The following is an 18,633-nucleotide window of genomic DNA, read 5'->3' on the forward strand; positions in this document are numbered from 1 at the left end:
GTCGTCCTCCGGGGCGGCGGCCCCGAGCTCGTGCGGGCCCCTCCGCGAGAGGTTAGTTTCCAGACATGATCCCCGCGCAGAATCCCGTGCAGCGACTGGGACTCGGGCTCGCCGCGCTGGGCAGACCGGCCTACATCAACGTCGGCCGCGCCGAGGCCCTGCCGCAGCAGCGCACCGCTCAGGCGATGAAGGAGCGCACCCGCGCCGTCCTGGACGCCGCCTACGCGCGCGGCATCCGCTGGGTCGACACCGCCCGCTCCTACGGCAGCGCCGAGCAGTTCCTCGCCGACTGGCTGGGGGAGCGGGGGCACTCCGACGTCACCGTCTCCAGCAAGTGGGGCTACGCCTACGTCGCGCAGTGGCGCATCGAGACCGAGGTGCACGAGGTCAAGGAGCACTCGGTGGAGCGGTTGCGCACCCAGTGGGCCGAGACCCGCACGCTGCTCGGCGAGCGCATCGACCTCTACCAGGTGCACTCGCTGACCTCCTCCAGCCCGCTGTTCGAGGACCTGGAGCTGCAGCACGAGCTGGCCCGCATCCGCGACTCCGGCGTGCGGCTCGGGTTCTCCACCAGCGGCGCCGCGCAGGCCGAGAGCATCGAGCGGGCCTGGGAGCTGGAAATCGGCGGCACGCAGCTGTTCAGCGCCGTGCAGTCCACCTGGAACACCACCGAGCCCTCGGTCGGCCGCGTCCTCAACGAGGTGCGCACCGGCGGCTGGCGGGTGCTGCTGAAGGAGACGATGGCCAACGGCAGGCTCGCGCTGCACCCGCCGGAGGAGTTCGCCGCCATCGCCCGCCGCCACGGCGTGGGGCCGGACGCCCTCGCCATCGCCCACGCGCTCGCCCAGCCCTGGGCCGACGTGGTCCTGCTCGGCCCGGCCAGCGTCGACCAGCTGGAGACCAACCTCGACGCGCTGCGCGTCGAGCTCACCGACCACGACCTGGCGACCCTGCGGTCGCTGGCCCGCGATCCGGCCACCTACTGGGGCGAGCGCGCCGAACTCCGGTGGCACTGAGGCGGCTCAGGCCGTCGCAGCGCGTTCCCGCAGCCAGCGCAGCGCGAAGGCGCGCCCGTCGGGCACCCAGGGCTGCTGCGGGTCGCTGAGGCGCTCGCTCAGCTCCGAGACGGGCATCCACCAGCCCTCGGCGACCTCCTCGGGCTGGTGGACCACCGGGCCGTCCCAGCGGGCCTGGAACACGAAACCGTGGTAGCGGACGGTGTCCCGCTCGAAGACCTCGCGGAACAGGAACTCCGGTTCGGCGTCCACGCCCAGCTCCTCGGCGAGCTCGCGGCGGGCCCCGTCGAACGGGTCCTCCCCGGCGGCCACCACGCCGCCCGCGGTGCAGTCGTGCAGCCCGGGGTAGACGTCCTTGGTGTCGGTGCGGCGGTGCGCGTAGACGTGCTCGCCGTCGCCGGAGAGCAGCAGCACGGCCGTCGCCGCGTGCCACAGGCCCTTCTCGCGCATCTCGCGCCTCGTTGTCGCGCCCACGACACGCCCGGCCGCGTCGTACAGCGCGACCTGCTCCTCACCGGTGCTCACGTCAGCGATGGTGTCATCCGCGCGCGGCGGGCGTCGCGCTCGGCGTGGTCTCCGTTTTCTTGAGAAATCGGTCCCACCCCGTACTCTGCGAGGTATGCGGCGGATCATGGGAACCGAGGTGGAGTACGGCATCGTCGTACCGGGCGACTCCAGCGCCAACCCGGTGCTGACCTCCACCCACATCGTGCTGGCGTACGCGGCGGCGGCCGAGATCCCGCGGGCCAGACGCGCCCGCTGGGACTACGAGGTCGAGTCGCCCCTGCGCGATGCGCGCGGGTTCGACCTGAGCTCGGCGGCGCAGCAGCCCACCGGCTCGGACGGCGACGATCTCGGGGCGGCCAACGTCATCCTCACCAACGGCGCCCGGCTCTACGTCGACCACGCCCACCCCGAGTACTCCGCGCCCGAGGTGACCAACCCGCGCGACGCGGTCATCTGGGACAAGGCGGGCGAGCGGGTCATGGAGGAGGCGGCGATGCGCGCCGCCAGCGTGCCCGGCACCGCCCCGATCCAGCTGTACAAGAACAACGTCGACGGCAAGGGCGCCAGCTACGGCACCCACGAGAACTACCTGATGGCCCGCAACACCCCGTTCACCTCGGTGATCGGCGGCCTGACGCCGTTCTTCGCCTCCCGGCAGGTGATGTGCGGGTCCGGCCGGGTCGGTCTGGGCCAGGCGGGGGAGAAGGCCGGTTTCCAGCTCTCCCAGCGCTCCGACTACATCGAGGTCGAGGTCGGGCTGGAGACCACGCTCAAGCGCGGCATCATCAACACCCGCGACGAACCGCACGCCGACGCCGACAAGTACCGGCGGCTGCACGTCATCATCGGCGACGCCAACCTCGCCGAGACGGCCACCTACCTCAAGCTCGGCACCACCGCGCTGGTGCTGGACATGATCGAGCACGGGCAGCGCTTCGACGACCTCAAGCTGGCCGACCCGGTGCAGGCGGTGCACCTGATCAGCCACGACCCGAGCCTCAAGCAGTCCGTGGAGCTCGCCGACGGCCGCCGGTTCACCGGCCTGGACCTGCAGCGCGCCTACCACGAGCGGGCCGCGGAGTTCCTCGACGCCAACGGAGCCGAGCGGGCCTCCCGCGACGTGCTCAACACCTGGGGCGAGGTGCTCGACATGCTCGGCACCGACCCGCTGTCCTGCGCCGACCGGCTGGACTGGCCGGCGAAGCTGCGGCTGATGGAGAGCTACCGCAGCCGCGACGGCCTCGGCTGGGCCTCGCCGCGGCTGCACATGATCGACCTGCAGTACTCCGACGTGCGCCTGGACAAGGGCCTCTACAACCGGCTGGTCACCCGCGGGTCGATGAAGCGGCTGGTCAGCGAGGAGGAGGTCCAGGAGGCGGTGACCGCGCCGCCGGAGGACACCCGCGCCTACTTCCGGGGCCGCTGCCTGGAGCGCTACCCCTCCGAGGTCGCCGCCGCGTCCTGGGACTCGGTCATCTTCGACCTCGGCCGGGAATCGCTGGTGCGGATCCCGACGTTGGAACCGCTGCGGGGCACCAAGGCCCACGTCGGCGCGCTGCTGGAGGCCAGCAACAGCGCCGAGGAACTGGTCGACTCGTTGACGAAGGGGTGACGCGCCACCGGCGACGAGCACGTTTCGCGCACGTCAGGTAGTCGGAAAGATCGTCAAAGACGCCCGGCTGGGCGTGGGCGAACGAGTGGTCGGATAGGTAGTGTTCACAGCAGGACATCCCCGATTCCGGGGGTGTTCGGGACTTCAACCCACCGGGAGGCGAGATGTCTCAGGAGAAGGCTCAGCGGACGGGCGGCGGCGACGGCGAGGAAGAGAACGGACCGGAGGCCGCCGGTCAGGAACGTCGCGAAAAGCTCGGCGAGGACGTCGACGCCATCCTGGACGAGATCGACGACGTCCTGGAGGAGAACGCCGAGGACTTCGTGCGCGCCTACGTGCAGAAGGGCGGCCAGTAGGCACCCCGCCGCCGGCGCGTCCGGGCGGAGATCGAAGCGAGAACCGGTCACCGGGCCGGAGAAACACCGGCCCGGTGCCCTTCGCTGCGCATTCGATCATGACTAAAGTGCATCCTGTCGCAGGAGTCCTGTGAGAACGGAGACGATGTCGCTGATGGACCAGAGCTCGGCCCAGTTCCCCGGGCAGGCGCTTCCCGCCGCCTACCTCACCCCCGGATCCTCGTCGTTCACCGACTTCCTCCGCGCCACCGCACCGGAACTGCTGCCGGGCGGGCGCAAGGCGCCCGAGAACGCGGTCCAGGCCCCGCACGGCACCACGATCGTGGCGGTGACCTTCCGCGGCGGCGTGCTGCTGGCCGGTGACCGCCGGGCGACGATGGGCAACGTCATCGCCCAGCGGGACATGGAGAAGCTGTTCATCACCGACTCCTACTCGGCGGTGGGCATCGCCGGAACGGCCGGTGTCGCGCAGGAACTCGTCAAGCTCTACGCCGTCGAGCTGGAGCACTACGAGAAGCTCGAGGGCATCTCGCTGTCGCTGGACGGCAAGTCGAACAAGCTGGCCACGATGCTGCGGGGCAACCTGTCCGCGGCGATGCAGGGCCTGGCGGTCGTGCCGCTGTTCGCCGGCTACGACACCGACGCCGAGGACCCGGACCGCGCGGGCCGGATCGTGTCCTACGACGTCGTCGGCGGGCGCTACGACGAGGCGGGCGGCTACCACGCGGTCGGCTCGGGCTCGCAGTTCGCCAAGTCGGCGCTGAAGAAGCGCTTCGACCCGGACGCCGACCTCGACACCGCCGCGCGCACCGCGGTGGAGGCGCTCTACGACGCGGCCGACGACGACAGCGCCACCGGCGGCCCGGACGTGTCCCGGCGGATCTACCCGTCGGTCATCTCCATCACCGGTGCCGAGGGCGCGGTGCGGCTGACCGAGGAGCGGACCGCCGAGATCGCCACCGCCGTGGTCAACGGACGCCTGGAGAACCCGGGCGGCTGACCAGCGCCGTTCCCTCGATCCCGCCTGCCACAGCGAGCAGATTCAGGAGTGCAGAAGCCGTGACGATGCCGTTCTACACCTCCCCCGAGCAGTTGATGCGGGAGCGTTCCGAGCTCGCCCGCAAGGGCATCGCCCGGGGCCGAAGCGTGGTGGTGCTCAAGTACGCCGGTGGGGTGCTGTTCGTCGCCGAGAACCCGTCCCCGACGTTGCACAAGGTGTCGGAGATCTACGACCGCATCGGGTTCGCCGCGGTGGGCCGCTACAGCGAGTTCGAGGCGCTGCGGGTCGCCGGGGTGCGCATCGCCGACGTGCGCGGGTACTCCTACGACCGCCGCGACGTGACCGGGCGCTCGCTGGCCAACACCTACGCCCAGCACCTGGGCGCGATCTTCACCGAGCAGATCAAGCCGTTCGAGGTGGAGATCTGCGTGGCGGAGGTCGGCGCGACCGCCGAGTCCGACCAGCTGTACCGGCTCACCTACGACGGTTCCATCGTGGACGAACCGCAGTACGTCGTGATGGGCGGTCAGGCCGACACGATCACCAGCGCGCTCAAGGATTCCTTCAGCGACGGGCTGGAATTGGGCGACGCCGTGCGGGTCGCCGTCAAGGGACTTTCGTCCAGCGGGGACTCCGGGCGCGAGCTCGGCACCAAGGCCCTGGAGGTCGCGGTGCTCGATCGCTCCCGTCCTAACCGGACGTTCCGCCGGATCCAGGGCGCGGCGCTGACGGCGCTGCTGCCCGAGTCGACTTCGGACTCCTCGGGTGAGGGCTCGTCCGAGGAGGGCGGCTCGTCCGGCAAGTGAGCGCGCGCTGACCGCTCCCGCACCCCGCCCGGGTGCGGGAGCGGTCTCGTCCCCGGGGTTCCACATCCCGGGAAGTCGTACGGCTGTACGGCGTTCCGGCTGCTCCGTGCGGGGGCGTGCGCGCCCGGGCGGGTGACGGCCTGCTACCGAAAATCGGTGAAGCCGATTCGACAGTTGCCCGAACGGCGGACCGCCGCGAGGGCCTTTTTGCGCCTAGTGTGGAGACATGCAGCGGCGGATCTTCGGCATCGAAACCGAGTTCGGGGTCACCTGCACGTTCCACGGGCAGCGCAGACTGTCCCCGGACGAGGTGGCCAGGTACCTGTTCCGGCGAGTCGTGTCCTGGGGAAGGTCGTCGAACGTCTTCCTGCGCAACGGGGCTCGGCTCTACCTCGACGTGGGGTCCCACCCCGAGTACGCCACGGCCGAGTGCGACGACCTCACGCAGCTGGTCACGCACGACAAGGCCGGCGAGCGGATCCTGGAGGACCTGCTCACCGATGCCGAGCGCCGGCTCTCCGACGAGGGCATCGGCGGGGACATCTTCCTGTTCAAGAACAACACCGATTCGGCGGGCAACTCCTACGGCTGCCACGAGAACTACCTGGTCGGAAGGTCCGGTGAGTTCTCCCGCATCGCCGACGTGCTGCTGCCGTTCCTGGTCACGCGCCAGCTCATCTGCGGTGCGGGCAAGGTCCTGCAGACCCCGCGCGGCGCCGTGTACTGCCTGTCGCAGCGGGCCGAGCACATCTGGGAGGGCGTCTCCAGCGCCACCACCCGGTCCCGGCCGATCATCAACACCCGCGACGAGCCGCACGCCGACGCCGAGCGCTACCGGCGGCTGCACGTCATCGTCGGCGACTCCAACATGTCGGAGGTGACGACCCTGCTCAAGGTGGGGTCGGCGAACCTGGTGCTGGAGATGATCGAGCAGGGCGTGCAGTTCCGGGACTTCAGCCTGGACAACCCCATCCGCGCCATCCGCGAGATCAGCCACGACCTCACCGGCCGCCGCACGGTCCGGCTGGCAGGCGGGCGGGAGGCCTCCGCGCTGGACATCCAGCGGGAGTACCACAGCCGCGCCGTCGACCACGTCGCCCGCCGCGGCTCGGACCCGATGTCGGAGCGCATCCTGGACCTGTGGGGCCGTGCGCTGGACGCCATCGAGCACGAGGACTACTCGCTGATCGACCGGGAGGTCGACTGGGCGATCAAGCTCCGGCTGCTGGAGCGCTACCGCAGCAAGCACGGCCTGGAACTGTCCAGCCCGCGCATCGCGCAGCTCGACCTCGCCTACCACGACATCCGGCGGGGGCGGGGCCTGTTCGACATGCTGCAGCGCAAGGACCTCGTCGACCGCGCCACCGAGGACGGCGAGATCGAGGCGGCCAAGGACACCCCGCCGCAGAGCACCCGTGCCAAGCTGCGCGGCGACTTCATCGCCGCGGCTCAGGCGGCCGGCCGGGACTTCACGGTCGACTGGGTGCACCTCAAGCTCAACGACCAGGCGCAGCGGACCGTGCTGTGCAAGGACCCGTTCCGCGCGGTCGACGAACGAGTGGAACGACTGATCAACTCGTTGTGACCCCCGAACCCGTTCTCCGGGTGTGACGTGGGTGGGGGAAGTTTTCATGAAAACTTCCCCCACCCCCACATCAGCTCTGAGCGGCCTGCCCCACGGGCCGGATCGTCAGCTCGTTGACGTCGACGGTCTCCGGCTGGCCGAGGGCGTAGAGGACGCCGCGGGCGATGTCCTCGGCCCGCAACTTGGGGACGTCGGTGCGGTCGGCGGTCATGTCGGTCTCGACCATGCCCGGCTGCACGAGCGTGACCCGCACACCGGTGCCGACGCACTCGGCCCGGATGTTCTGCGCCATCCCGGTGACGGCCCACTTGGTGGCCGAGTAGAGGTTGCCGGGGCGGATGCCGCGGCCCGCGTTGGAGCCGGTCAGCACCAGGTGCCCCCGGCTGCGCACGAGCGCGGGCAGCGCCGCACGCGCCGTGATGGCGGCCCCGTAGACGTTGGTGAGCACCATGTCGCGCCACTGCTCGGGCTCGGCCCCGCCGCTGCCGAGGAACGACGTCGGCACGCTCATCCCGGCGTTGGCCAGCACCGCGTCGACGCTCCCGAAGCGCCGCTCGGTGCCGGTGACCGCGTCGGTGAGGCTCGCGTAGTCGGTGACGTCGCAGGGCAGCGCCACGGCGGTCTCCGGTCCCAGCTCCTCGACCAGCCCGGACAGCGCATCGGTGTCCCGGGCCAGCAGGGCAACGCGGTACCCCTCGGCGGTGGCGAGCCGCGCGGTGGCGGCCCCGATGCCCCGCGAGGCACCGGTGATCATCAGAACAGGCATGTCCCCACGGTAGGGAACCGCACGACACCTGAACGATTTTCGCATCAACGATGACTTCAGCACCGACCGAAATCGATCCTCGCGTCGAAAACCCCGGCATTCGTCGCGTCGAAAACCCCGGTTTTCGCGCCGATGAAAACCGGGGTTTTCGACAGGGGGTCACTCGGGTGGGTGAGTTGTGGGGACGCGCCCGCTACCCGAACGCATGATCGAATAGGTGGGGTTTAGAGTTTCGGGGTGGCCACTGTGCGTGCTGAACGCTTGGTGAACTTGGTGCTCTGCCTGCTGTCGACGCGTCAGTACCTCACCGCAGAGCGGATCCGGCATATCGTCGCGGGCTACGCCGACGCCCCGTCCGACGAGGCGTTCTTCCGGACCTTCGAACGGGACAAGGCCGAACTCCGCGACCTGGGGATTCCGCTGGAGACCGGGCGCAACTCGGCCTTCGACAACGCCGACGGCTACCGCATCGCCCGCCGCGACTACGAGCTCGGCGACATCGACCTGGAACCCGACGAGGCCGCCGCCGTCGCGCTCGCGGTGCGGCTGTGGGACTCGCCCGAGTTCACCTCCGCCGCCCGGGGCGCGCTGCTCAAGCTGCGCGCCGCCGGGGTCGACGTCGACGAGCGCGCCTCGGCCGCCGTGGAGCCGAAGGTGCGCACCAGCGAACCCGCCTTCTCCGCGCTGCACGCGGCCGTGCAGGCCGGTCGCGTCGTCGAGTTCGACTACCGGCGCCCCAGCAGCGCCGAGGTGCGGCACCGCACCGTCGAGCCGTGGGGCGTGGTGTCCTGGCGCGGCCGCTGGTACGTCGTCGGCCACGACCGCGACCGGCAGGCGCCCCGCTGCTTCCGGCTCTCCCGCATCCAGGGCCAGGTCACCGCCGTCGGCCGCAGCGGAGTCGTGCAGCGCCCGCCCGAGGTCGACCTGCTCGCGATGGTCGCCGGCGAGCAGCGCGAGCCCCCGCCGCCGACCCCGTCGCGGGTGTGGGTCGCCGACGGTCGCGCGCACGGCGTGCGGCGCTTCGGCAAGACCGTCGAGCGGCTGGAGCTCGACGGCGACCCGGGCGAAGTGCTGGAGCTGGACGTGAAGTACCCGGAGTCCGCAGCGACCTGGCTCGCCGGGTACGGGCCCGACGTCGCCGTGCTGCAGCCCGACACGCTCCGCAAGGCCGTGCACGAGATCCACCTGGACGCCGCGGGGGAGGAGCAGCGATGACCAGCGCGACGCAACGCCTGCCCAGGCTGCTGGCGCTGGTGCCGTACCTGCTCAGCCGCCCCGGCATCCCCATCGCCGACGCCGCCGCCGACTTCGGCGTCACCCCGCAGCAGCTGCGCAAGGACCTGGAGCTGCTGTGGATGTGCGGGCTGCCCGGCTACGGGCCCGGCGACCTCATCGACCTGTCCTTCGACAGCGACTCCATCACCGTCACCTACGACGCCGGGATGCGGCGCCCGCTGCGGCTGACCGCCTCGGAGGCGACCTCGCTGCTGGTGGCGCTGCGCGCGCTGGCCGAGACCCCGGGCGTGCCCGACACCGACGCGGTGCAGCGCACCCTCGCCAAGGTGGAGAACGCCGTCGGCCAGGCCCGCCCGTCGGGCGTGGTGATCGGGCTCGGCGCCGAGGACGCGGTGGACCCCGACGTCCGCCGGACGGTCCAATCGGCTGCGACCAGCGGCAAAGCGTTGCGCATCCGTTACTACACCGCCTCGCGCGACGAGATCAGCGAGCGGACGGTCGACCCGATGCGGCTGCTGCTGGTCGACGGCCGCAGCTACCTGGAGGCTTGGTGCCGCAGCGCCCGCGGCGTGCGGATGTTCCGGCTGGACCGCATCGACGACGCCGAGCGCCTCGACGAGCCCGCCCGGCCGCCCTCCGAGGCCGAGCCCACCGATGTTTCCGCAGGTCTGTTCCAGCCCGCCCCGGACCAGCAGGTGGCCGAGCTGGAGCTGGAGCCCGACGCCCGCTGGGTCGCCGAGTACTACCAGGTCGACGAGGTCACCGACCTGCCGGGCGGGCGCGCGCGGGTGCGGATGCGCTACGCCGACCGGGACTGGATGGTGCGGCTGCTGCTCGGCCTCGGTGGGCAGGCGCGGGTGCTCACGCCCGCCGAACTGGGGGGTGACGTGCGTCAACGAGCGAGTGCCGCGTTGAGGCGGACCCGTCACCTTCCGTCAACCTGAGCCCGATACGGTGAAGACGTGCCGTTCGTGTGGACTCTCGTGCTGCTGGCAGCAGGCCTCGTCCTGCTGGTGTTCCTGCTGGTCAGGGCCCTGCTGGAGGTGCGCCGGTTACAGCGCGTGCAGCGGAGCGCGACCAGCGCTCTCGCCGATCGCAGCGGAATGGTCAAGGCGCGCGTCGCCGGCCTGAAAGTGGCGATCGCACAGCGCCGCCGCGGTTGACGAGAACCAGAAACGGACCTACTTGCCGACGCCTGCCGCGCGTACCATGAGCGCTCAGCAGGGACATCACGAAAGGTTGTGTACGGATGGGTTTGCCAGGTGGCTGGGAGCTGGTCCTCATCGTCTTGGTTCTGGTGCTGCTGTTCGGCGCCACCAAGCTCCCGCAGATGGCCCGTTCTCTGGGACAGTCCGCTCGGGTGTTCAAGGCTGAGGCGCGCGGCATGAAGGCCGACGAGGAAGCTGCGAAGAAGGCTCAGTCCGAGAAGGAGCAGAAGCCGGAGCTGACCGCGGGGGAGCCGAGCACTCCGCCGGCGACCTCGCCGGTCGAGGACAAGCAGCAGAACGAGCAGAAGAACTGAACGGGACGGGGCAAGCGAAGTGGGTGACAGTCCACTGCGTCGCCTGAACCCGTTCCGGAGTGATCGCCGTCGGTGGGGACGCAGGCACAACCCCGACGGCACGATGACGATCATCGACCACCTCTACGAGCTGCGGTACCGGCTCGGGGTGGCGGTGTCGTTCGTGATCATCGGGGCCATCCTCGGGTTCATCTGGTTCTCCAGCGCGCCGTTCGGGTGGCCGACGCTCAGCGACGTGCTCCTCCACCCTTACTGCTCGCTGCCTGTCAATCAGCGGCTGAGTCCGAACGGGACCTGCCAGCTGCTGCAGACCGAGCCGTTCGAGATCTTCATGCTGCGCATGAAGGTGGGTCTGTCCGTCGGGGCGCTGCTGTTCAGCCCGGTGTGGCTGTACCAGCTGTGGGCGTTCATCACCCCGGGCCTCTACGCCAACGAGCGCAAGTTCGCCCGCTCCTTCGTGTTCTTCGCGACGATCCTGTTCGTCGCGGGCGCGGTGCTGGCCTACTACGTGGTGCCCGAGGCGCTGACGTTCATGGCGGGCTTCGGCGGCGACGCGTTCTTCACCGCGCTGACCGGTGGCAAGTACATCAACTTCATGCTGCTGCTGCTGGTGATCTTCGGTGTGAGCTTCGAGCTGCCGCTGATCCTGGTGATGCTCAACCGCGCGGGCGTGGTCACCTACGACAAGATCCGGCGCTGGTGGCGGGGTCTGGTGTTCGCGCTGTTCGTGTTCGCCGCGGTCGCCACGCCCGGTCAGGACCCGTTCTCGATGCTGGCGCTGGCCGCGGCCCTGTCGCTGCTGTTCGCGGTGGCGGCGCTGATCTGCCGCTCCCACGACCGGCGCAAGGCCAGGAAGATGGCGGCCGAGGGGCTGACCGGCGTCGGTCTCGACGAGGCCTCGGAGATCGATCCGATGGCCTCCGAGCTGGACACGACACCGTCGGCGATGCCCAAGCACGACGACGCGACCTGACGCCTCGGCCTCTGGCCAAGCGGGCCGCCGGTGGGCTTAGATGCATGCTCATGCGTTGCGTCCTGGTGATCAACCCCGCGGCCGGTGGAGGGCTTTCCGCGAAGGTGGTCGGTGATCTCACCGACCACCTTCGCGCTGTCTGCGAGGTGCGGACCGTGATCGCCACCGACGCGGCGGGCACCGAGTCGGCCGTGCGGCGCGCGGTGGCCGACCGCGCCGACGTGCTGGCGGTGGTCGGCGGCGACGGCGTCGCGCACCTGGCGGTGCAGGCGTGCGCGGAGTCGGCGACCGCGCTGGCGATCATCCCGGCGGGCAGCGGCAACGACCTGGCCCGCAGCCTGGGCATCCCGCGCGAGCCGGTCGCCGCCGCCCGCGCCGCGGCCGAGGCCATCTCGAGCGGGGCGCGGCGGCACCTGGACCTCGGCAAGGTCGCGGGCACCGGCTGGTTCGCCACCGTGCTGTGCGCCGGGTTCGACGCGAAGGTCAACGCCCGCGCCAACCGGATGCGGTGGCCGCGCGGGCAGCGCCGCTACGACCTCGCGCTGGTCCGCGAGCTGCTGGGGCTGCGCACCGGGGCGCTGCGGGTGGAGACCGAGCACGGCGTGCTCGACACCCGGGCCACGCTCATCGCCATCGGCAACACCCGCTGGTACGGCGGCGGCATCCCGATCTGCCCCGACGCGATCGACGACGACGGCCTGTTCGACGTGACCGTGGTCGGCGAGGTGCCCCGGCGGGAGCTGCTGCGGATCCTGCCGCGGCTGCGCACCGGGCGGCACGTGGACCACCCGGCGGTCACCACGCTGCGCGCCAAGTCGGTCCGGATCGGCGGTGACAACGGGTGGCTGGCTTACGCCGACGGCGAACCCCAGGCCCGGCTACCCCTGACGATCCGCTGCGCCCCAGGTGCACTGAGCGTCGCTTGTCCCCCATCACACGGGTGAGGCCGATTCGGTTGAGACACCGGTCGGTGTGATGTGAAAACCTTGGGGTGTGGCTGCCAGCCGTTCCAACCCGACCAAGCTCTCGCCGGCCGATGCGTACGCGGCGCACTCCCGCCGCAACGCCCATCCGAAACTGGCCGACTTCATCGCGGAGCTGTCCTTCGAACTAGACCCCTTCCAGCTCACCGGATGCCAGGCGCTGGAAGCCGGGCGGGGCGTGCTGGTGTGCGCGCCCACCGGTGCGGGCAAGACCGTGGTGGGCGAGTTCGCCGTGCACCTGGCGCTGTCGGAGGGGCGCCGCTGCTTCTACACCACGCCCATCAAGGCGCTGTCCAACCAGAAGTTCGCCGACCTGAGCGAGCGGTACGGCAGCGACGCGGTCGGGCTGCTCACCGGCGACACCTCGATCAACGGTGACGCGCAGGTGGTCGTGATGACCACCGAGGTGCTGCGCAACATGCTCTACGCCTCCTCGCGCGGGCTGGACCAGCTGGGCTACGTGGTGATGGACGAGGTCCACTACCTCGCCGACCGGTTCCGGGGCGCGGTGTGGGAGGAGGTCATCCTGCACCTGCCCGACTACGTGCAGGTCGCGAGCCTGTCGGCGACGGTGAGCAACGCCGAGGAGTTCGGCGAGTGGCTGCAGGAGGTCCGCGGCGACACCACGATCGTCGTCGACGAGCACCGGCCGGTGCCGCTGTGGCAGCACATGCAGGTCGGGCCCCGGATGTTCGACCTGTTCGGCGGCGAGACCGGTGATCACGAGCTGCACATCAACCCGCACCTGCTGCGGCACACCCAGCAGCTGGCGCGCACCCACCTGCCGCAGGGCGGTCGCCGCGGCGGCCCGCCGCACAAGCGCAAGGGCCCGCGCCCGCCCCGGTTCTTCCCGCCGTCCCGGCTGGAGATGCTGACCAGCCTCGACGAGGCGGGGCTGCTGCCCGCGATCGTGTTCATCTTCAGCCGCAACGGCTGCGACCAGGCGGTGCAGCAGTGCGTGCGGGCCGGGCTGCGGCTGACCTCCGAGGACGACGTCGAGGAGATCCGCGAGGTCATCGACGAGCGCACCGCCAACCTGCCCGACTCCGACCTGGGCGTGCTGGGCTTCTGGGAGTGGCGGGACGCGCTGGAGCGCGGGGTGGCCGCGCACCACGCCGGGCTGCTGCCGGCGTTCAAGGAGACCGTCGAGGAGCTGTTCGTGCGCGGCCTGGTCAAGGCCGTGTTCGCCACCGAGACGCTGGCGCTGGGCATCAACATGCCTGCCCGCACGGTGGTGCTGGAGCGGCTGGTGAAGTTCAACGGCGAATCGCACGTGGACCTCAGCCCCGGCGAGTACACGCAGCTCACCGGTCGTGCCGGGCGGCGCGGCATCGACGTCGAGGGCCACGCGGTGGTGGTGTGGCAGCCGGGCGTGGACCCCAAGCAGGTCGCCGGTCTGGCCTCCACCCGCACCTACCCGCTGCGCTCGTCGTTCCGGCCCGGCTACAACATGGCCGTCAACCTGGTGCAGCGCGTGGGCCAGGACGCCGCGCGCGACCTGCTGGAGCAGTCGTTCGCGCAGTTCCAGGCCGACCGGTCGGTGGTGGGGCTGTCGCGCCGGGTGGAGCGCAACTCCGAGGCCCTGGAGGGCTACACCGAGGCGATGGAGTGCCACCTGGGCGACTTCGCCGAGTACTTCGACCTGCGGCGCCGCATCTCCGAGCGGGAGAAGGCGCTGGCCAGGCAGAACCGGCAGTCGCGGCGGGCGGAGGCGGCCAAGTCGCTGGAGAAGCTGCGCAAGGGCGACGTGATCTCGGTGCCCGCGGGACGCCGGTCCGGGCTGGCCGTGGTGATCGACCCGGGTCTGGAGCCGATGGGCGAGCCGCGCCCGCTGGTGGTGACCGAGGACCGCTGGTCGGGGCGGCTGTCGGTCGCCGATTTCACCTCGCCGGTCGAGGCGCTGGGCAAGCTCAAGCTGCCCAAGCACGTCGACACCCGTTCCCCCAAGTCCCGCCGGGACCTGGCGTCCTCGCTGCGCAACACGGGTCTGAGCGCCCCGGGCGGGCGCGGGCGCAAGCGCTCGGACGCCGGTGACGACGCGGAGCTGGCGACGCTGCGGCGGGCGCTCAAGGCCCACCCGTGCCACGGCTGCGACGAGCGGGAGGCGCACGCCCGCTGGGCCGAGCGCTACGAGCGGCTGCGCAGCGAGAACGAGAACCTGCGGCGCAAGGTCAACAGCACCACCCACTCGCTGGCCCGCTCGTTCGACCGGATCGTGGCGCTGCTGACCGAACGCGACTACCTGCCCGCTCCGGGCGGCAAGCCCGGTGAGGACGGGGAGCCGGAGACGCAGGCCGGGCAGGTCACCGAGCACGGGCGGCGGCTGTCCCGGCTCTACAGCGAGTCGGACCTGCTGGCCGCCGAGTGCCTGCGGGTGGGCACCTGGAAGGGGCTCGGCCCGGCCGAGCTCGCCGCCGTGGTGTCCTCGCTGGTCTACGAGTCGCGGCGGGAGGGCCCGGCGCCGCACGTGCCGGGCGGTGCGGTCACCGACGCGCTCATGTCGACCTGGCAGCTCTGGGAGGAGCTGGAGGACGACGAGCGGCGCCACAAGCTCAACCGCACGCGCGAGCCCGACGCGGGGTTCGCCTGGCCGGTGTTCCGGTGGGCGCGCGGCGAGTCGCTGGAGAAGGTGCTCACCGCCGCGGAGTCGGCGGGCACCGAGCTGTCGGCCGGTGACTTCGTGCGCTGGTGCCGTCAGGTCATCGACCTGCTGGACCAGATCCGCGACGTGGTCGGCACGCAGGACCAGGTGGGCGCGGCGGCGGCGAAGGCGGTGACCGCGATCCGCCGCGGCGTGGTGGCCGCCGGTGGGGTGTGAGCCGACTGTGGTTGGATCCCGGCTGTGGTCGGATCACTGAACGTCGGCCGCTCCAGCTGAATTCATCCGGAGGTGTAGATGTCGTCCCCGTACGGCCCGCCAGGGGGTTACCCCCAGTGGGGGCAGCAGCCCCAGGGGCCCGGGATGCAGCCGGGCGGGATGCCGCAGGGCCAGCCGCAGCCGGGCGCGTACGGCGCCCCTCAACCGGTGCAGCAGCAGCCGATGCCGCCGCAGCCCGTGCCGCAGCAGCCGCTCCAACCCCAGCAGCCGCAGCCCCAGCAGCCGCAGTACGGGCAGCCCTACGGCTACGGGCAGCCGCAGTCCTACTACCCGTCGCCGGACGGGTTCGGGTTCCCGCAGGTGCCGCCGAAGAAGCCGGGGCGCTCGAAGCTGCCGTGGATCCTCGGCGGCGCGGGCGCGCTGGTGGTGGTCGTCGCGATCGTGCTGGTGCTCGGTTTCGTGGCGCCCGGGTTCTTCGTGCGCCCGGTCTTCGACGCGGCCAGCGTGGAGAAGGGCGTCGCCCAGACCCTCAAGGGCTCCTACAGCCTCGCCGGGGTCGGCGCCGTGACCTGCCCGGACGGTCAGCCGGTCCAGGCCCAGCACCGCTTCGACTGCCAGGTGCAGATCAACGGCCAGAACAAGACCGTCACGGTCACGGTCAAGGACGAGGACGGCGTCTACGAGGTCGGCCACCCGAAGTAGGCGAGGCTCGCCGGGCGCTAGTTCTCGAGGGCGGTGATGAGGCGGTCGACGCTGGCGCCCAGGCCCCAGGTCTTCTGCAGGTCGTGCAGCCGCGCCAGGTCGGGTGCGGCGGGCATGGCGTCGGAGTCCCGGTCCATCACCACGGGGGCGTCGCGGACGACGTTGACCACCGCCGGGGCCGCGGCCAGGTACTCGGCCGATTCGGTGAGCTTGGTGCGAACGCGTGAGGTGAGCCGGGCGTCGCCCTCGGCGGCGCCGCGCAGCAGGGCCTCGAGCGAGCCGAACTGGGTGATCAGCTTCGCGGCGGTCTTCTCGCCGATCCCGGCCACGCCCGGCAGCCCGTCGGAGGGATCGCCGCGCAGCACGGCCATCTCCGCGTAGTCCGCGCCCGCGCGCTGCGGCGACAGCGCGTACTTCTCCGCCAGCTCCGCCGGGCCGAAGTCCTGGGCCTTGGCCAGGCCCGCTCCGATGTAGATGACCCGCACCCGCGGCTCGTCGCGGACGAGCTGGAACAGGTCGCGGTCGCCGGTGATGACCTCCACCGGGTCGGTCCGCTCCCGGTCGGCGAGCGCCCCGATCACGTCGTCGGCCTCGTAGCCCTCGGCCTCGGCGGTGGCGATGCCCGCGGCGTCGAGCACCTCCATGATCACCGGGATCTGCGGGGACAGCGTGTCGGGCACGTCCTCGGCGTCCGGGTCCTCCACCGCCACCCGGTGCGTCTTGTACGAGGGCAGCGCGTCGACCCGGAACTGCGGGCGCCAGTCGTTGTCCAGGCAGGCCACCAGCCGCGACGGCCGCCGGTCGGTGATCAGCTTCGCCAGCATGTCGCAGAAGCCGCGCACCGAGTTCACCGGCGTGCCGTCAGGGGCGGTCAGCGAGTCGGGCAGCGCGTAGAACGAGCGAAACCACAACCCGGCGGAGTCCACGAGCATCAGAGGTCCGGTCACCGCTCCAGCTTGTCATGCCGGGGCGCTCAGCGGTTGCCGCGGTCGGCCTGCGTGGCGGATGGTTCCGCGTCTTCCAGGATCGCGCGGGCGCGGAGTCGTGCCTGGTCGGCGTCGGGTGCTGAAGCGGCCTCCTCGGCGGCCCGCCGCCAGGTCTTGAGCGGGTGCTCGGCGAGCGACGTGCCGACCGAGGGCAGCGCGGCGGCCGTCATGGACAGGCTGCTCACGCCGAGTCCGGCGAGGACGCCGGCCAGCAGCGGGTCGGAGGCGGCCTCGCCGCACACGCCGACCGGCTTGTCCTGCGCGCCGGAGGCCTCGCCCAGCATCGCGATCAGGCGCAGCAGCGCGGGCTGCCACGGGTCGTTGAGCGCGGCGAGCGCGCCGATCATGCGGTCGGCGGCGCAGGTGTACTGGGCGAGGTCGTTGGTGCCGATGCTCGCGAAGTCCACTTCGGACAGGATCTCGCCCGCGCACAGGGCCGCGGCCGGGGTTTCGACCATGACGCCGACGCGGGCGGCACCGGCGGCGCGGGCCCGCTCGGCGAACCACGCGGCCTCGTCCGGGGTCGCGACCATGGGCGCCATCACCGAGACCTCGGCGCCGGTGTCCTCGGCCGCCGCGACGATCGCGGCCAGCTGCCGGTCCAGCAGGTCCGGCCGGTCGAAGGCGACCCGCAGGCCGCGCACGCCCAGCGCGGGGTTCGGTTCGGCGTCGACGTCCAGGAACGGCAGGGGCTTGTCGGCTCCGGCGTCGAGAGTGCGCACCACGACGGGCTTTCCGGCGAACGGCCGGAGCACCGCGGCGTAGGCCTCGCGCTGCCGGGCCTCGGTGGGTTCGCTCGTGGCGTCCAGGAAGCAGAACTCGGTGCGGAACAGCCCCGAGCCCTCGGCCCCGGCGTCGAGGGCGGCGCCGGCCTCGGCCGGGGATCCGACGTTGGCCAGCAGCTTCACCCGGTGCCCGTCGGAGGTCGTTCCGCTGCCGTGCCAACGGTTCTCGGCGCGCGCGGCGGCCTCGGGGGTGAGCGGTTCGGCGACGAGTTCGACGGTGCCCGCCGCTCCGTCCACGCGCGCCCCGGCCGCCCCGGTGGTCAGCGCGCCGCGCGCGGCGACGACGGCGGGGATGCCCAGCGAGCGCGCCAGGATCGCGGTGTGACTGGTGGGCCCGCCCTCCTCGGTGACCAGGGCGAGCACCATCTCCGGGTCGAGGTCGGCGGTGTCGGCGGGGGCGAGGTCGCGGGAGACCAGCACGCTCGGCGTGCTCGTCGCGGGCACGCCGGCGACCGCGACGCCGGAGAGCCGCGCGACGATCCGGTCCCGGACGTCCTCGACGTCGCGGACGCGCTCGGCCAGGTAGCCGCCCGCGGCGGCCAGCGCCTCGGCGAACTGCGCGGCGGCCTCGAAGACCGCGCGGGGCGCGGGCAACCGCCGGTCCCGCACCGCCTGCTCGGCGGCGGCGAGCAGCGAGGGGTCGGTGGCCATCGCGGCCGTGACTTCGAGGACCGCTCGCGCGTCCCCGCTCGCCCGGGCGGCGCGGTCCTGCAGCTCGGCGGCCACCTCCTGGGCGGCGGGGCGGATCCGCTCGGCCTCGGCGGCGGGGTCGGCGGGCTCGGGGCCGAGGGCGGGTTCGGGCAACCGGTCATGAACCAACACGACCGGGCCGGCCGCCCGGCCGGGGCTGACACCGACTCCTCGTAGCGTCGACATGCACTGCTCCCTACGTGACGCGCTGGCATTCCTCGTGGGGCCGAGGCCTTGACAATATGACAACAAGAGGCAGAATCAGGCAACACCAAACATCAACCGGAGGA

The 18,633-nt window shown here is 71.7% G+C and carries 18 protein-coding genes; 14 read left to right on the forward strand and 4 right to left on the reverse strand.

Features of this window, described 5'->3' with window-relative positions:
• Window positions 1–65: 65 nt before the first annotated feature.
• Window positions 66–1,016 (forward strand): aldo/keto reductase, encoded by a 951-nt coding sequence (locus BM424_RS13650; RefSeq protein ID WP_093417251.1) that lies wholly within the window; start codon window positions 66–68, stop codon window positions 1,014–1,016.
• Window positions 1,017–1,022: 6 nt separating this feature from the next.
• Here BM424_RS13650 and BM424_RS13655 read toward each other — a convergent pair whose 3' ends face one another.
• Window positions 1,023–1,541, reverse strand: coding sequence for an NUDIX hydrolase (locus tag BM424_RS13655; protein ID WP_245775840.1), 519 nt, complete (start codon window positions 1,539–1,541; stop codon window positions 1,023–1,025).
• A 94-nt stretch (window positions 1,542–1,635) separates the two neighbouring features.
• Here BM424_RS13655 and dop point away from each other — a divergent pair, with 94 nt between their 5' ends.
• The 5 genes from dop to pafA all read left to right on the forward strand — a co-directional run bounded on the left by dop (window position 1,636) and on the right by pafA (window position 6,882).
• The gene (dop, locus tag BM424_RS13660) at window positions 1,636–3,135 is read left to right on the forward strand and encodes a depupylase/deamidase Dop (RefSeq protein ID WP_093417254.1); all 1,500 of its coding nucleotides are present in this window, start codon (window positions 1,636–1,638) and stop codon (window positions 3,133–3,135) included.
• Window positions 3,136–3,299: 164 nt separating this feature from the next.
• On the forward strand, window positions 3,300–3,491 hold the full coding sequence (locus tag BM424_RS13665) for a ubiquitin-like protein Pup (RefSeq protein ID WP_093417256.1): 192 nt from the start codon (window positions 3,300–3,302) through the stop codon (window positions 3,489–3,491).
• Between the two features lie 154 nt (window positions 3,492–3,645).
• The gene (gene prcB / locus BM424_RS13670; RefSeq protein WP_093418186.1) at window positions 3,646–4,491 is read left to right on the forward strand and encodes a proteasome subunit beta; all 846 of its coding nucleotides are present in this window, start codon (window positions 3,646–3,648) and stop codon (window positions 4,489–4,491) included.
• Between the two features lie 59 nt (window positions 4,492–4,550).
• On the forward strand, window positions 4,551–5,297 hold the full coding sequence (prcA, locus tag BM424_RS13675) for a proteasome subunit alpha (protein WP_093417259.1): 747 nt from the start codon (window positions 4,551–4,553) through the stop codon (window positions 5,295–5,297).
• Between the two features lie 226 nt (window positions 5,298–5,523).
• On the forward strand, window positions 5,524–6,882 hold the full coding sequence (gene pafA / locus BM424_RS13680) for a Pup--protein ligase (RefSeq protein WP_093417260.1): 1,359 nt from the start codon (window positions 5,524–5,526) through the stop codon (window positions 6,880–6,882).
• Window positions 6,883–6,952: 70 nt separating this feature from the next.
• Here pafA and BM424_RS13685 read toward each other — a convergent pair whose 3' ends face one another.
• Entirely contained in the window at window positions 6,953–7,648 is a 696-nt protein-coding gene (locus tag BM424_RS13685) for an SDR family oxidoreductase (protein WP_093417263.1), read from the reverse strand.
• 237 nt (window positions 7,649–7,885) lie between these two features.
• On the opposite strand from BM424_RS13685, the gene BM424_RS13690 reads away from it, so the two are divergent.
• The 8 genes from BM424_RS13690 to BM424_RS13725 all read left to right on the forward strand — a co-directional run bounded on the left by BM424_RS13690 (window position 7,886) and on the right by BM424_RS13725 (window position 15,882).
• The gene (locus BM424_RS13690) at window positions 7,886–8,863 is read left to right on the forward strand and encodes a helix-turn-helix transcriptional regulator (protein WP_093417265.1); all 978 of its coding nucleotides are present in this window, start codon (window positions 7,886–7,888) and stop codon (window positions 8,861–8,863) included.
• The gene (locus BM424_RS13695) at window positions 8,860–9,828 is read left to right on the forward strand and encodes a helix-turn-helix transcriptional regulator (protein ID WP_093417268.1); all 969 of its coding nucleotides are present in this window, start codon (window positions 8,860–8,862) and stop codon (window positions 9,826–9,828) included. Before BM424_RS13690 ends, BM424_RS13695 begins: the two co-directional genes overlap by 4 nt.
• A gap of 18 nt (window positions 9,829–9,846) precedes the next feature.
• Complete coding sequence (locus BM424_RS13700; RefSeq protein ID WP_093417270.1) at window positions 9,847–10,047, forward strand: bacteriophage holin; 201 nt, start codon at window positions 9,847–9,849, stop codon at window positions 10,045–10,047.
• A gap of 86 nt (window positions 10,048–10,133) precedes the next feature.
• Window positions 10,134–10,406, forward strand: coding sequence for a Sec-independent protein translocase subunit TatA (gene tatA / locus BM424_RS13705; RefSeq protein WP_093417273.1), 273 nt, complete (start codon window positions 10,134–10,136; stop codon window positions 10,404–10,406).
• Between the two features lie 103 nt (window positions 10,407–10,509).
• Complete coding sequence (gene tatC / locus BM424_RS13710) at window positions 10,510–11,379, forward strand: twin-arginine translocase subunit TatC (RefSeq protein WP_093417275.1); 870 nt, start codon at window positions 10,510–10,512, stop codon at window positions 11,377–11,379.
• A gap of 44 nt (window positions 11,380–11,423) precedes the next feature.
• On the forward strand, window positions 11,424–12,323 hold the full coding sequence (locus BM424_RS13715) for a diacylglycerol/lipid kinase family protein (protein ID WP_175548085.1): 900 nt from the start codon (window positions 11,424–11,426) through the stop codon (window positions 12,321–12,323).
• Between the two features lie 49 nt (window positions 12,324–12,372).
• Window positions 12,373–15,180: a DEAD/DEAH box helicase gene (locus BM424_RS13720; RefSeq protein WP_093417278.1), complete on the forward strand. Its 2,808-nt coding sequence runs from the start codon at window positions 12,373–12,375 to the stop codon at window positions 15,178–15,180.
• A gap of 78 nt (window positions 15,181–15,258) precedes the next feature.
• Window positions 15,259–15,882 carry a DUF4333 domain-containing protein gene (locus BM424_RS13725; protein ID WP_093417280.1) on the forward strand — a complete coding sequence of 208 codons (624 nt, stop codon included), beginning with the start codon at window positions 15,259–15,261 and terminating at the stop codon, window positions 15,880–15,882.
• A gap of 17 nt (window positions 15,883–15,899) precedes the next feature.
• Here the strand turns inward: BM424_RS13725 and BM424_RS13730 are convergent, their stop codons facing one another.
• Both BM424_RS13730 and BM424_RS13735 read right to left on the reverse strand, forming a co-directional pair.
• Complete coding sequence (locus tag BM424_RS13730) at window positions 15,900–16,814, reverse strand: 5'-3' exonuclease (protein ID WP_093417283.1); 915 nt, start codon at window positions 16,812–16,814, stop codon at window positions 15,900–15,902.
• Between the two features lie 41 nt (window positions 16,815–16,855).
• Window positions 16,856–18,529 (reverse strand): phosphoenolpyruvate--protein phosphotransferase, encoded by a 1,674-nt coding sequence (locus BM424_RS13735; RefSeq protein ID WP_093417285.1) that lies wholly within the window; start codon window positions 18,527–18,529, stop codon window positions 16,856–16,858.
• Window positions 18,530–18,633: the final 104 nt, after the last annotated feature.

The sequence above is a fragment of the Saccharopolyspora flava genome (genome assembly GCF_900116135.1).
Taxonomy (GTDB): Bacteria; Actinomycetota; Actinomycetes; order Mycobacteriales; family Pseudonocardiaceae; genus Saccharopolyspora; species Saccharopolyspora flava.

Coding starts and splice junctions, on each gene's coding strand:
- BM424_RS13695 (WP_093417268.1), top strand. CDS start 8,860: ATGACCAGCGCGACGCAACGCCTGCCCAGGCTGCTGGCGCTGGTGCCG.
- BM424_RS13730 (WP_093417283.1), bottom strand. CDS start 16,814: ATGCTCGTGGACTCCGCCGGGTTGTGGTTTCGCTCGTTCTACGCGCTG.
- tatA (WP_093417273.1), top strand. CDS start 10,134: ATGGGTTTGCCAGGTGGCTGGGAGCTGGTCCTCATCGTCTTGGTTCTG.
- tatC (WP_093417275.1), top strand. CDS start 10,510: ATGACGATCATCGACCACCTCTACGAGCTGCGGTACCGGCTCGGGGTG.
- BM424_RS13715 (WP_175548085.1), top strand. CDS start 11,424: ATGCTCATGCGTTGCGTCCTGGTGATCAACCCCGCGGCCGGTGGAGGG.
- BM424_RS13665 (WP_093417256.1), top strand. CDS start 3,300: ATGTCTCAGGAGAAGGCTCAGCGGACGGGCGGCGGCGACGGCGAGGAA.
- pafA (WP_093417260.1), top strand. CDS start 5,524: ATGCAGCGGCGGATCTTCGGCATCGAAACCGAGTTCGGGGTCACCTGC.
- BM424_RS13735 (WP_093417285.1), bottom strand. CDS start 18,529: ATGTCGACGCTACGAGGAGTCGGTGTCAGCCCCGGCCGGGCGGCCGGC.
- BM424_RS13685 (WP_093417263.1), bottom strand. CDS start 7,648: ATGCCTGTTCTGATGATCACCGGTGCCTCGCGGGGCATCGGGGCCGCC.
- BM424_RS13725 (WP_093417280.1), top strand. CDS start 15,259: ATGTCGTCCCCGTACGGCCCGCCAGGGGGTTACCCCCAGTGGGGGCAG.
- prcB (WP_093418186.1), top strand. CDS start 3,646: ATGGACCAGAGCTCGGCCCAGTTCCCCGGGCAGGCGCTTCCCGCCGCC.
- dop (WP_093417254.1), top strand. CDS start 1,636: ATGCGGCGGATCATGGGAACCGAGGTGGAGTACGGCATCGTCGTACCG.
- BM424_RS13650 (WP_093417251.1), top strand. CDS start 66: ATGATCCCCGCGCAGAATCCCGTGCAGCGACTGGGACTCGGGCTCGCC.